This window comes from Aquamicrobium sp. YD-1-mutant5 (genome assembly GCF_059509755.1).
The window spans coordinates 1-13,038 of the sequence record NZ_JCAKKP010000010.1; the positions used below are offsets into that span (position 1 = coordinate 1).

Consider the following 13,038-nt stretch of genomic DNA (forward strand, 5'->3'; position numbering starts at 1 on the left):
CCTTCATCGACAAACGCAGCAACACGCTCACGCAACGCAATCGGTAACGGCTTGCCCATCGCAGTTCTCCTTCGAACCACAATGAATCATCACACAACTCAAATGGGAATCCTGAATCACGTCAAACGCGACACGCTCTAGCGGCAGGGTCGATTGAACTCAGGCGCCGGCGAAATGCCAGCCGACGAGCGCCGGCATGTAGCTCATCATCCCCGCCGGATGCGTGGTAGCATCGCGAATGACGACCGGCTCGCTGATTTCCGGATCGGGATCGGCGGCGATATGGGTCCGCACCTGAGCGGCGATCTCATCGGCTGACTGCGAAAACCGGTAACGGCGGAAAATCACCACCCCGCCCGGCGTCGAGATCAGATGATGACGCGCTTCGGGCACGGCGGCATCGAGATCGAGCCCGGTTTCCTCCATGACCTCGCGGGCCATGTTGCGATGCATATCGACCTGGCCGTCAACAAAATCGATGGGCTCGAAGGAGCCAGCCGCGAAATAGACCTTACCGGCATTCAGCGTATGCGGTGCCATGCGGATAGCCACCAGCGCGCCGTCGCCGGATACCGGCATGGCGTGCGCGAAGGTATGATGCGCGCCGGGCGTCTCCGGATGGCGGCGCCAGTGCAGGAAGGTCGAATAGCGCACTTCATGACAGACACCGGCCAGCACTCCGCCGTCATAGGTCAGCGACGACAGCAGAACCATCGTTCCGTCGAACAGGGCGGGATTGCCAGCCTGATGTTCCAGCCAGCCGGCGGCGATCGCCTCGGCATTGTCACGCTCGAACGGATGCGGCGCGGGGTCCAGTCGCACGTCGATGCTGTCGACAGGCAGGATCACGTTCGCAGGCAGGTTGAAGCTCACCGCCGCCTCACACGATGTCCAGCGTCACCGCCACCGGGCAGTGATCGGAAGCCTTGGGCCGGTCCCAGCCAACGCGCGGAAAATGGCTGACCTCCTGTCCCGATGGGAAAGGAGTGCGATATGGCTGGCCGTTGCGGATGATATTCGGCACCGCGCCTGCATTTTCCTCCGCAAGCGAGCGCGACAGAAGGATGTAGTCGAGCTGGCAAAGATGCCGCTCCTGCGGCCCACGCGTATGATAGAGCGTCCAGCGATCCATCTCGGGACGGCGCTCGACGACATTCTCGCAAAACCCGTCGTGAAGAAGAGCATCGAGACAGGAAACAGCCTCGTCACGCACCTCGAAGCGGTAGTCTGATGGACCGTCGCCTTCGATCACCACGCGCTGCCGGTAATCGTTCATGTCGCCACAGATCGCCCAGCGCTTGTCTGCCGCGCGATCCCGGCCGAAACGCTGTTCGATGATGTGGCGCACAGCTCGGGCTTCGGCGAAGCGGATCGGCATGGTTGCCTGCCGCCCGTCCATGCCGTTGCGCGGCGCGCCCCCCATGGATTTGAAATGGACCAGATAGAGCGTCAGCGGCTTGCCGCCGATTTTGAGGTCGATTTCAAGACAATCGCGGCGGAAGATACGCTCGTGCGGCTCCTGCCCCAGCGCCGCCAGTTCCGGCGTGTGCAGGCCAAGTTCGCCATAGGTGAGATGGGCATGGCTGGTCATGCGCACGAACTCGATCGGCTGGCCGTGCGCGGTCTCGTCCCGCATCATCAGCGCGACGTCGATGCCGCGCGAATCATTGCCGGACGTGGTGTATTTCTGGCGGTATCCCTGCCCCACCATCTTGAAAAGATAGCCATACTCGAACGCCTTCAGCGCCTCGATATTGTCCACCTCCTGCATGCAGATGATGTCGGCCCGGGTCGCCGCGATGGCAAGGGCGGTGAGTTGACGCGTATCATCCGAATGGGCGATGGCGCGGGCCTGCTCCAGTGCGCGGTATTCCGCCTCGCTCTTGATCTCGAACAGGGCCAGCGTCCTGTCCTGATTGAGCTGGTTTCGGAAACCGGAGAAATCGAACCTGTTCATCAGGTTTTCGACATTGAAGGTGGCAAGGCGCAAAGACATGGCAGCGACAATTGCCTGCAAGTCGCGCCAAAGACAAGCGCAGAAACGCGCCCGGCACGGAACCCGCACCGTTCATCCTGCGTTCATTGACCAGTCGTCATGCTGCAACCAATTGCCGGAAGCTTCCGGCGTTGCAACTTGCTCTATCCTCGGGAGTGGCACATGAAAAAGCTTCTTTCCTCTCCGTTCAGGGCCGGGCTGACCGTGCTGTGTCTCGTCGGCATGCTTTCGGTTCCGGCCGTCGCCGGTCCCCCGCCTGCACATGCACCTGCCGCACCTGCGGCCAGTGCAACTCAGGACGTCACCAAAATTCGCGACGAACGCTGGCGCAGGCCTCCTCATCACGGAAACCGGCCATCCGGCAACTGGAACCGGCCGCATCGTCCGGGTGGTTCACACTGGCGACCGCCACAGCATGGCGGCAACTGGCACCGTCCACGGCCGCCGCGGCACCATTACTACCGGCCTCATTACGGCGGATCGGGCTTCTATCTCGGTCTTGGACTGGGTGCGCCGGGCTATCGCTACTACACCGAGCCACGGCGCTACTATCGCCCGTCCGGCAACGCGCATGTGCGCTGGTGCTATGACCGCTATCGCTCCTACCGGGCCTCGGACAACACCTTCCAGCCTTACAATGGGCCGCGCCGCCAGTGCCGGTCGCCCTACGGCTGAACCTTTTCCCTGCCCGTAAATGGAAAAAGGCCGGCGATGGTCATCGCCGGCCTTTCGTTTTTCTGGTGCGGAAAACTTAGTTCTTTTCCTTGTCGACCAGCTTGTTCTTGGAGATCCACGGCATCATGCCGCGCAGCTTGGCGCCGACCTCTTCGATCTGGTGCTCATCGGCCAGACGACGGGTTGCCTTGAAGCGCGCACCGCCGGAACGGTATTCCTGCATCCACTCGCTGGTGAAGCGGCCGCTCTGGATGTCCTTCAGGATGCGCTTCATCTCTTCCTTGGTCTCGGCGGTGATGACTCGCGGACCCGACACATACTCGCCCCACTCGGCAGTGTTCGAGATGGAGTAGTTCATGTTGGCGATGCCGCCCTCGTAGATGAGGTCGACGATCAGCTTCATTTCGTGCAGGCACTCGAAATAGGCCATTTCCGGCGCATAGCCGGCCTCGACCAGAACCTCGAAACCGGTGCGGATCAGCTCGACCACGCCGCCGCACAGAACTGCCTGCTCACCGAACAGGTCGGTCTCGCACTCTTCGCGGAAGTTGGTCTCGATGATGCCCGAGCGGCCGCCGCCGACGCCGCAGGCGTAGGACAGGCCGAGGTCGAGCGCGTTTCCGCTGGCATCCTGATGCACGGCGACCAGGCACGGCACGCCGCCGCCCTTCTGGTATTCACCGCGAACGGTGTGGCCGGGGCCCTTGGGCGCAACCATGATGACGTCGACGGACGATTTCGGCTCGATCAGGCCGAAATGCACGTTGAGGCCGTGGGCAAAGGCAATCGCTGCGCCATCGCGGATATTCGGGGCGATCTCGCTGTTGTAGATGTCGGCCTGCAACTCGTCGGGAGCAGCCATCATCATCAGGTCGGCCCACTTGGCGACTTCGGCAACGGTCATCACCTTGAGGCCGTCGGCCTCGACCTTCTTGGCGGTCGCCGAGCCGGCCTTCAGGCCGATGGCGATGTCCTTCACGCCGGAATCCTTGAGGTTCAGCGCATGGGCGCGGCCCTGCGAGCCGTAGCCGATGATGGCAACCTTCTTGCCCTTGATGAGGTTCAGATCAGCGTCGCGATCGTAATAGACACGCATGATAAAAGTCCTTCCCGTTCCTGTATTGACCTGTCGTGTGGATTAGTTGGCCTGTTGACCCTTCCCGGCCCCGTGCAGGGCAAGAAACTGTTTGGTGGCGCGCGCCGCGTCTTCCTCGATCGCCGCCTCCGTCATGCCCGGCCAGTCGCCGAGCAGAAGCCGGATCTGCACATCGCGCGCAACCAGCCCGAAAAACGTCCTGAACGCGGTTTCCGCATCCTCGAACACAAGAAGCCCGGCCCGCTTGCCGGCATCGAGCACCGGCTTCAGCCGTGCGGCCAGCGCGAAACGGCCGTTTTGCAGCACGATCTCGCCGAGCTTGTCGCGGCCTGAGCCGGCATGGCTGATCGCAACCCGGTTGAGCGCCACGGAAGTATCGCTCGAAATCACCTTCAGCCAGTCGCGCGCATAGCTTTCGAGGCTTTCAGTGAGCGACACCAGGTCCGGCCTGCCCTGATCGACGGGCACCACGCGCACCTTGGAAGCCTGCCAGCGCACGGTCGCGGTGAGCAGCCCGTCGCGGTCGCCGAACCATTTGTAGAGGCTTTCCTTGGAGCATCTCGCCCGGCGCGCCACGGCAGCCATGGTGAGATTGTCGCCGTCTTCGACCAGCAGGCGCAGAGCTGCATCCAGAATGTCTTTCTGACGCTCTGTGAGCTTCTGCACTTCCTCCTGTTCGTACGCCTGAACCACGTTGTCGTCCGCTCATCGCACGGCAGCAAAAGCCCTGCCCGCGCCCTTCTCCCAATCGGACAGTCGCATCTTCAGATGCCGTACCGTACGTTACGGTTCCTGCTATGCCCGATCGCTATCGGGAAGACAAGAGGGTCTTTTCACGCAAGGCTGATCTTTTGAAAAAATATCCCTTGGATCATTTCTGCTTTTCTCCGAACCCCGGAACCGCTCCAATCTTTTGTCTCGATGAAATCCCGGACGCAAAACCGCTTCGCGCTTTTGCCGGAACTGCCACAGGTGCCGGAAGAGCCGGAATTTCATACACCGGCGAACCGGCAGCTCACTCGGCGATCGCAGCAATAGGCCGCGCCGGCGCTGCAGCGACCCGTTGCCAGTCCGTCTCGCTGAGGCCGATCCTGCGCAGCGGATCGATGATGGTCCCCGCCACGAGCGCGGCGAGAATGCGCGGCGACGGCGGAATCTTCGCCGTGGTCGCCACCACGCTGTCACGCATGAAGGGCAGCAGCCAGCCGTCCGACTGGTAGAACGGCGTGAACACGCGCGACAATGTCTGGAAGCTGCGGATGTGCCAGCGGCGCGTCCGCGCATAGGCGGCGAGCGCATCCTCGATCGTTGTGTTCTGTTTCAGCGCATGGGTGAGCGCCGCCGCGTCGAGAAGCGCCATATTGGCCCCCTGCCCCAGTTGCGGGCTGGTGGAATGGGCGGCATCGCCAATAATAGCCAGCCGCCGACCGGCCGGAACCGGCAGCGTGTGGTGGCCATAGCGCGCCAGCGAAAGCTGGTCGAAACTGTCGATCTGGTCGACATAGGCAGCGCATTGAGGCCAGTAGCCGACCACGCGGGCTTTCCAAGCCTCAAGGCCCTCGCTCTGAACGCGGGCGGCGTCGTCCGGCTTCAGGCTCCAGAAGAAGGCCGCCATCCGCTCTCCGCCCGGTTCGGCGCGGCCGATGGGCAGCACGCCGATCATCACCCGCGCCCGGTCATAGCGTTGCAGCAGCGCATGTTCGTCGAAGCCGTCTCCGTGCCAGCCCAGCGATGCCCAGAACGCGCCATAGGCCAGCGGCTGCGGATCGACAGGAACATCGGCATGGCGTCGCAGACGCGAGCGCGTGCCGCTGGCATCGATCACCAGATCGAACGATCCGAGCCCGCGCCCCTTGTCGTCGATCAGCGTTGCCGTCTCGCCCGCATCGAGGGAATCGATCCCGACGCCCGTCTCGATGGCGATGCCCTCGCGCAGAACCGCGCGATAGAGCACGCCGAAGAGTGCGGCCCGGTGCACCGCCACCCCGAAGCGCCCACCCGGCAGGGCCCGGTAGCGGACATCCAGCACCGTGCGACCGGAGCGCGCATCCGTGCCGTGCAGCCGGTCGATGCGGCTGCCAAGCGCCATGATGTCGCCCAGCAATCCAAGGTCGTCCAGAACGGTAAGACCGGTCGGTTGCAGGATAAGCCCCGAGCCGACCGGAGCCGGATTTTCGAAACGCTCGAATATGGTGATCCTGTGCCCGGCGCGGTGGAGATAGAGTGCCGCGGCAAGCCCGGCCGGTCCCGCACCTGCAATGGCGATCGATAATTTTGGCTGCACGTCAGACCTGCTTTGTCCGGCAATGCCGTTCCGCACCGTAGTTTGCCGGATCATGCGTCTGCGGTTGCGTCCCCCTCGTCCGGGATACAACAAAGCCCTGCACCGCCACAACCATGCCGGAAACGAAACCGGGCGGCGCATTGCCGCGTCGCCCGGTCGCCCCCGCAAATTGCCTTGCCGGCTGCTGCCGGTCGCAAACCTATTTCACGACGATCGCGACCGTTCCGGACTGGTAGCGATGGCCCTCCGAGCCGGTCGCGATGGCCGTGCCGTTCACCGCACGCGTCGGCACGCGCTTGCCGCAATCCCGGCTGACGCGGCTCGAAAGCCCTCCATCCGAGTAGTTCACGATCGAGGATTTCGGCAGCCGGCCCACGATGTCCGCATAGCTCGGCGCACCGGCGCTGCACGAATTGCCCCGGTAAGCGGTCAGGTGCTTCGTTTCGCCTACCCTCATCTCGACGGTCTTGTCGGCATTGGTCGCAGTGACGCAACCCGACAGCACCAGCCCCGAAAGGATCGACATCGCACCAACAACAGCGTTTCGCATCTCTGTTAAGCCCCTCTCTGTAACGCCTGAAAACTGATCCACCGGAGCCAGGCAGAACATCGGCGGTGGTCCTTCCGGCGTGCCAAATCCATTCGCGCCAGCAAATCGAAAAGTCCGCCAATCACCGGAAAATCCGGAAAAACGAGAGCAAACTTGATTGCTATCTCTATGAATTGCTTTTTAAATCACCTCTCAGGCAGTGGAGCGGATGCGCACAGCATGCGGGGACAGGGCATGCAGGAACAGGATTGGGGCAAATTCAGCCGATGGCACGCATTGCTGGACGCGCTGTGTGACAGAAGCGGCCATATCGACAATTCGGCACTGGCCAGCCAGCTGTGCCACCGTTCCGGCAAATCCGCCCGCGAGGATTTCAACGCCGCGGAAAAAAACCTGCGCAACTGGCGGGCCGGTCGGCACCTGCCGCTGCGCCGCAACTTCATGATCCTCGCAGAATTGCTGCGGGTGTCGGACAATCCCGAGCTTCTGCAACGATGGAACCTCCTCTACGCCGCCGCGCGCGGCCGGGAACTTTCGGACACCGGCAACATAGCCGTCGACATGGATGCCAGCGGAAATGTCCGAACGCGCCCTTCCCTCGCCGGGCGGCTGCTCTGGTCAGGAACCGGCATCATTGCTGCCTTGCTGGCCGCCACCGGAATCCGATGGATGATGGTCGATCCCTACAGGGATCTGCCGGTCATCGGCTATGATGCGCGCGTTGTGATGGTGGTCGGGGAAAGCCGCGTCATCCACGGAGATCGCGGCGACTGCGACGGTGGCAACGTCCCGGACTGGACCTATACCGCACCGCGCGTTCCCCACAGCTCGCTCGGCGTCTTCACCGACGGCGGTCTCGCGCGCAAGATGAGCAACTATTGCAACAAGGTCGTGCCGGTCCGGGCAGTGCGCTTCACCGCACGGACGGCAGGCGTCGAGGAAATCCGGCTGCTCGACGATTTCGTCAAGATTTTCGTCACCGATCCGGTAAACCTCGTGACCAGATGAAGCGGAGGGGACAATGGGGGAACCCGACGACACGGCATTCCGGCACTGGCATGTTCTGTTCGATGAACTGTGCAACCGCGCCGGCTATTACGACGACGCGACGCTCGCCAGCGCCTATTGCACGCTGACCGCCAGCAAGGGCCAGCGGCAGCATGAAACGGCCCTGCGCAACCTGAACAACTGGCGTTCAGGCCGTCACCTGCCGCGCTCCGGCAATCTGCGCGTGCTGGCAAAGCTGCTCAATGTGGCGGACGATCCACAAACGCAGAAGCTGTGGAACCAGCTTTACAGGCAGGACGGCGAGATGGAAGGCAAGGTCCCTCCCGGCCTGCCTGTGCCGGTGGCGCAATATGCCGTGCCTTCCCGAGCCCCCATGACAGCTCTCACGCGGGTAGCGGGCCGGCAAACCGGCATGACCACCCTTTTTGTCCCTGAGAGGCTCGGCCGCAAACGCTTTTCGGCAATGCAGGCCGCATTTGGCGGCGCGGTGCTTCTGGCGGTCGGGGCGACCGCAGGCGCACTCATCACCGCTTCCGGATGGCGGCCATGGGCTGGTCCGGCCGACCATGCGCCCATCATTGCCTTCAATCCCGTCGTGAACATGAAGGTAGGCGACTCGCGCCCGATCTATGCCGAGCGCGGCGATTGCGGGAAGCTGCCCCGCGACTGGCACCTGCTGGCTTCGGACCTGCCGGCACTGCGCACCGGCACATTTTCTGATGGCGGGCTGGCGCGACGCTTCAGCAAGTTCTGCCAGGGCCTCACCCCGGCCCGCGCTATCGTCTTCACCGCCTCCGCGCCCGGCATCGAGGAATTCGAGATACAGGGCGATTTCTTCAAGATGACGGTGACGGATTAGATCCCGACCATCTCCTGCTAGATCGCCACCTGTGTGCCGATCTCCACGACGCGTCCCGTCGGAATTTGGAAGTATTCCGTCGCATCCGCCGCCGTTCGCGCAAGGCTGATGAACAGTCGGTCCTGCCACATTGGCATGCCGGAGCTGGCCGACGCCTTCAGCGAGCGTCTGGAGAGGAAGAACGAAGTGGTCATGATGTCAAACTTCCAGCCCTGCTTGCGGCAGGTGGCCAGCGCGCGCGGAATGTTCGGCTGTTCCATGTAGCCGAATGTCAGCGTGATGCGCATGAACAGGTCGTTGATCGTTTCCAGCCTCACGCGCTCGCTGTCCGGCACCTTCGGCTGCGGGGCCGTCACCACCGACAGGATGATGTTCCGCTCATGCAACACCTTGTAGTGCTTGAGGCTGTGCATCAGCGCGGTCGGGGCGCTGAACGGGTCGCTGGTCAGGAAGATCGCCGTTCCGGGCACCAGCTGGGGCTGCTTCTTCTCCAGATTGCCGGCGAGGAATTCCAGCGGAATCTCATTCTTGCGTGTTTTCTCAAACAGCAGACGCGATCCGCGCACCCATGTCACCATCACCACGATGACCATGAAGGCCACCACCAGCGAAGCCCAGCCGCCATCCCTCACCTTCATGGCGTTGGTGACGAGGAAGCCGAGCTCGATCAGGCCGAAAAGAGCGGTGAGGCTAAGCGCTGCCCACAAAGGCCATTTCCAGATGCGGATCATGATGATGCCAAACAGCGTGGTCGTGACCAGCATGACGCCGGTGACCGCGATGCCATAGGCCGAAGCAAGGCCTTCGGACTCGCGGAAGCCGAGCACCAGCAGCAGCACCACGACGGCCATCAGGAAATTGACCCGCGGCATGTAGATCTGGCCCGACTGGGTTTCCGAGGTGTGTCGGATCTCCATGCGCGGCAGCATGTTGAGCTGAACAGCCTGCCGTGTCAGCGAATAGGCGCCGGTGATCACGGCCTGGCTGGCGATGACGGTTGCCGCTGTTGCCAGCGCCACCATCACATAGAGCAGCCACCCGTCGTTCATCTGGAAGAAGGGATGGCCGACAGCGCCGTCATGCGACAGAACGAAAGCGCCCTGCCCCAGATAGTTCAGCAGAAGACAGGGGAACACCACCCAGAACCAGGCGAGCACGATCGGCCGGCGGCCGAAATGGCCGAGGTCCGCATAGACGGATTCGGCACCCGTGACGGCCAGGAAGACGCCCCCGATGATGGCCATCGAAACCGTGGTTTCCTGCCCGATGAAGCGCAGCATGTAGAGCGGATTGAACGCCAGCAGAATTTCAGGATCGTGGATGATATGCCTGAGCCCGGCAAAGCCGATCGCCAGAAACCAGATCAGCGTGATGGGCCCGAAAATGGTGGCGACACCGCCGCTGCCGAAACGCTGGACGGAAAACAATATCAGCAGGATCACGACGGTAAGCGGCACGATGTAGGGGGCGAAGCCCTCGCCGATGATGGTCAGCCCTTCCGTGGCCGACAACACCGAGATCGCGGGGGTTATCACCGCGTCGCCGTAGAAAAGTGCTGCTCCCAGCATGCCGATGCCGAGGATCAGGGCCGGCCTTTTGGGAAAGGCCGAGCGGCTGAGTGCCATCAGGGAAAGCGTTCCGCCCTCGCCCTTGTTGTCGGCGCGCAGCACGAACATCATGTACTTGACCGCCACCACGATGGTGAGCACCCAGATGATGAGGGACAGCACACCCAGAATATCGTGGCGCACAGCGCCCTCCGATCCGGATGCGGCGCCGAGCGCGACGCGAAAGGCATAGATGGGGCTTGTGCCGATATCGCCATAGACGACGCCGAGCGCGGCGAGCATCATGAGCGGCGTGCTTTGGGGCTTGTGTTCGGGTTGGTCTGCCGGTGCGGCGGACCCGACCTCGCTACCGGGATCGGCAACGGCCATGGAAAGAACTCCGTTAAGCGCGCGGTGCTCTACTCTCGGCGCGGCGCAATATCAAGTCCCCGTCGTCCGCTCGCCACCCTGGCTGCCGCACAGGGTCACGGCCAGCCGCAGGCTTTCAGGAACCGCCTGACCGTGGCGGCCATTCCAAATTCCAGCGCATCGGCGGTCAGCCCATGCCCGATGGAAACTTCCGCAAGCCGGGGAACGCGTTTTACCAGAGCCGGCAGATTGGCGACCACGAGATCGTGGCCGGCATTCACTTCGAGCCCCAGCGCAAGGGCTGCATCGGCGGCCTTTCCAAGCTTTTCCAGCTCGGCGGCCATCCGGTCCGGGTCGGAGTGGCAGCTCGCATAGGGGCCGGTGTAGAATTCCACGCGGTCGGCGCCGGTGTCGCGCGCCGCCGAAAGGCCTTCCGTGTCGGGATTCGCAAACAGGGATACCCTTGCCCCTTCCTTCTTCAGTCGCCGCACGATCGGTGTGAGGAACGCGGATTGCCCGATGAAGTTCCAGCCATGGTCCGAGGTCGCCTGCGCCGGGTCATCGGGCACGAGCGTAACCTGCTCCGGCTGATTCTTTTCAACGAGCTGCAGGAAATCCTCGTTCGGATAGCCTTCCATGTTAAACTCCGCCTGCGGGAACTCGTCATCGATCAGGGCCCGCAGTTCCGGAAGATCGGAATTGCGCGTGTGTCTCTGGTCGGGACGCGGATGGACCGTCAGTCCGTGGGCGCCGGCGGCCAGCGCGACCCGCCCCAGCCCGGTCACGCTTGGCCACGGCAGATCGCGCCTGTTGCGCAGCATGGCGACCGCGTTGAGATTGACCGACAGCTTGACCGGCATTGTGACCTCCCGAGCATATGTGCCGGCATCTATAGCGGCTTTGCAGGGAACAGACAGCGGATTTGTGTGTTCCAGAAGACAAACGCGTTCCGGAGAGAGAATGGATGAATTATCTTGAAGCCGTGCCTGCCATCCGCCGTATCGACAGCAGCAGGGACGATCTGTTTGCGATCGATATCGTGGGAGAGGTGAATTCGGCCGACGCAGAGAACCTTTACGGCCTGCTTGAGGCCGCCTGCGCGCTGCATCCGCGCGTCGACGTGCTGGTGCGTCTGACCGACTTCGACACCGCCGACTGGTCGGAAACCTCCCCGCAGACGATCGAGCAGGGCCGGCAGATGGCGCTGGCGCATGTCAGGCGCTGTGCCAGCGTCGGCGGGCCGGACTGGACCAGACGCATTCGCGCAGAACTGCAGCCCGAACAGGAGCTCAGGTATTTTCCGGCCGAACGCGAAGCGGAAGCATGGGAGTGGCTGGGCGCGAAACCAAAGAAAAGCACCTGAAACGTGCTGCGGCCGCCCGAAATACTGCGCCTGCACGATATCGGGCGACGTGTTCACGCCCTGTTTTGAGGCATGTCGCATCCCCGAAAAAGGCCCGGTTTCAAAGCGGCTCGCTTCGGAGCCACGCGGCTATCTGACGATTGTAAGCCTTTCGGCCGCGCGCGTGATGGCCGTGTAGAGCCAGCGCTCCCGCGTGTCCTTGAACGCCCAGCTTTCGTCGAACAGCACCACGTCGTTCCACTGCGAGCCCTGCGCCTTGTGAACGGTAAGCGCGTAGCCGTAGTCGAAATCGTCGAAGCGCCGCTTCTGCTGCCACGGAATCTCGGCCTCGGCATCCTCGAATGCGGCTTTGAGCAGCTTGATCTTGGCGACGCCGCGGTCCGGGTCATCCTCTTCCGGTGAAACCAGCAGGTTGATGCCCGGCTTCACCGTTTCGCGCGAAGCGGTCATAACCTTCCACAGCGAGCCGTTGAGAAGCCCCTTGGCCGGATCGTTGCGCAGGCACACGAGCTTGTCGCCGGCCTGCGGATAGTCAGCAGTGAAGCCCTTCAGCTCGCGCAGCCTGCGGTTGTAGCGGCGGCGGGTGCGATTGGTGCCGACCAGCACCTGATCGGCGTCGAGGACGAGATCCTGCGTCACCTCGTCCTTGCCGATCACCCGCGCCCCGCCATAGTCGCCATAGGCGAGATCCCGCCCCTCGCGCACGTCCAGCGCCATGCGGATGATGGGATTGTCGCGCGCCTGCCGGTGGATTTCAGTCAGCAGGAAATCGGGTTCCTGCTCGGTGAAGAAGCCGCCACCGGAAATCGGCGGCAACTGGCCCGGATCACCCAGAACGAGGATCGGCGTGCCAAAGCTCAGAAGATCGCGGCCAAGCTGCTCGTCCACCATCGAGCATTCGTCGATGACCACCAGTGCCGCCCTGGCGATCGGACTCTGGCGATTGAGCGAGAAGGTCGGAGACATGGAGGTCTTGCCGGTCGTCTCGTCCTCGACCGCTTCCTCGCCCCGCGGACGGTAGATCAGCGAATGGATGGTGCGGGCATTCGTTGCCCCTTTGGAGCGCAGAACCTGCGCGGCCTTGCCGGTGAAAGCGGCGAACTGCACCTGCCCGTCGACATGCTCCGCGAAATAGCGCGCCAGCGTCGTCTTGCCCGTTCCGGCATAGCCGAAGAGGCGGAAAAGCTGCGGCCGGCCAGCCTTGAGCCATGTGGCGACTGCCCTGAGCGCCTCGTCCTGCTGCGGTGAAAATTGCATGAGATGGTCAGACAGGATTCGCTTTGCAAGAGCA

At 62.9% G+C, this 13,038-nt stretch carries 13 protein-coding genes; 4 read left to right on the forward strand and 9 right to left on the reverse strand.

Translation table 11 applies throughout. From position 1 onward, the window contains the following. Window positions 1-159: 159 nt before the first annotated feature. Together AC5XE7_RS13940 and AC5XE7_RS13945 are read right to left on the reverse strand one after the other, a co-directional pair. Window positions 160-873 (reverse strand): hypothetical protein, encoded by a 714-nt coding sequence (locus tag AC5XE7_RS13940; protein ID WP_495366585.1) that lies wholly within the window; start codon window positions 871-873, stop codon window positions 160-162. 7 nt (window positions 874-880) lie between these two features. Then, window positions 881-1,996, reverse strand: a complete 1,116-nt coding sequence (locus AC5XE7_RS13945; RefSeq protein ID WP_495366584.1) for an endonuclease/exonuclease/phosphatase family protein — start codon at window positions 1,994-1,996, stop codon at window positions 881-883. 162 nt (window positions 1,997-2,158) lie between these two features. Here AC5XE7_RS13945 and AC5XE7_RS13950 point away from each other — a divergent pair, with 162 nt between their 5' ends. After that, window positions 2,159-2,671 (forward strand): BA14K family protein, encoded by a 513-nt coding sequence (locus AC5XE7_RS13950; RefSeq protein ID WP_495366583.1) that lies wholly within the window; start codon window positions 2,159-2,161, stop codon window positions 2,669-2,671. 76 nt (window positions 2,672-2,747) lie between these two features. Here the strand turns inward: AC5XE7_RS13950 and ilvC are convergent, their stop codons facing one another. The 4 genes from ilvC to AC5XE7_RS13970 form a co-directional block, all read right to left on the reverse strand. Continuing rightward, window positions 2,748-3,767: a ketol-acid reductoisomerase gene (gene ilvC / locus AC5XE7_RS13955; RefSeq protein ID WP_183830988.1), complete on the reverse strand. Its 1,020-nt coding sequence runs from the start codon at window positions 3,765-3,767 to the stop codon at window positions 2,748-2,750. Between the two features lie 42 nt (window positions 3,768-3,809). Then, window positions 3,810-4,460: a TetR/AcrR family transcriptional regulator gene (locus tag AC5XE7_RS13960; RefSeq protein ID WP_183830990.1), complete on the reverse strand. Its 651-nt coding sequence runs from the start codon at window positions 4,458-4,460 to the stop codon at window positions 3,810-3,812. Window positions 4,461-4,782: 322 nt separating this feature from the next. Then, a complete protein-coding gene (locus AC5XE7_RS13965) occupies window positions 4,783-6,051 on the reverse strand; it encodes an FAD-dependent oxidoreductase (RefSeq protein WP_495366582.1) in 1,269 nt (422 codons plus the stop codon). Between the two features lie 199 nt (window positions 6,052-6,250). Continuing rightward, entirely contained in the window at window positions 6,251-6,601 is a 351-nt protein-coding gene (locus tag AC5XE7_RS13970; protein WP_287947676.1) for a hypothetical protein, read from the reverse strand. A gap of 234 nt (window positions 6,602-6,835) precedes the next feature. Here AC5XE7_RS13970 and AC5XE7_RS13975 point away from each other — a divergent pair, with 234 nt between their 5' ends. After that, window positions 6,836-7,609, forward strand: coding sequence for a hypothetical protein (locus AC5XE7_RS13975; protein WP_495366581.1), 774 nt, complete (start codon window positions 6,836-6,838; stop codon window positions 7,607-7,609). Window positions 7,610-7,622: 13 nt separating this feature from the next. After that, a complete protein-coding gene (locus AC5XE7_RS13980) occupies window positions 7,623-8,468 on the forward strand; it encodes a hypothetical protein (RefSeq protein ID WP_495366580.1) in 846 nt (281 codons plus the stop codon). Between the two features lie 17 nt (window positions 8,469-8,485). Here AC5XE7_RS13980 and AC5XE7_RS13985 read toward each other — a convergent pair whose 3' ends face one another. Together AC5XE7_RS13985 and AC5XE7_RS13990 are read right to left on the reverse strand one after the other, a co-directional pair. Further along, complete coding sequence (locus AC5XE7_RS13985) at window positions 8,486-10,405, reverse strand: potassium transporter Kup (protein WP_495366579.1); 1,920 nt, start codon at window positions 10,403-10,405, stop codon at window positions 8,486-8,488. Window positions 10,406-10,500: 95 nt separating this feature from the next. Further along, entirely contained in the window at window positions 10,501-11,244 is a 744-nt protein-coding gene (locus AC5XE7_RS13990) for a pyridoxine 5'-phosphate synthase (protein ID WP_495366578.1), read from the reverse strand. Between the two features lie 104 nt (window positions 11,245-11,348). On the opposite strand from AC5XE7_RS13990, the gene AC5XE7_RS13995 reads away from it, so the two are divergent. Beyond that, on the forward strand, window positions 11,349-11,747 hold the full coding sequence (locus AC5XE7_RS13995) for a SpoIIAA family protein (RefSeq protein ID WP_239799080.1): 399 nt from the start codon (window positions 11,349-11,351) through the stop codon (window positions 11,745-11,747). A 129-nt stretch (window positions 11,748-11,876) separates the two neighbouring features. On the opposite strand, the gene AC5XE7_RS14000 is transcribed toward AC5XE7_RS13995, so the two are convergent. After that, window positions 11,877-13,004, reverse strand: a complete 1,128-nt coding sequence (locus tag AC5XE7_RS14000; protein WP_495366577.1) for an ATP-dependent DNA helicase — start codon at window positions 13,002-13,004, stop codon at window positions 11,877-11,879. Window positions 13,005-13,038: the final 34 nt, after the last annotated feature.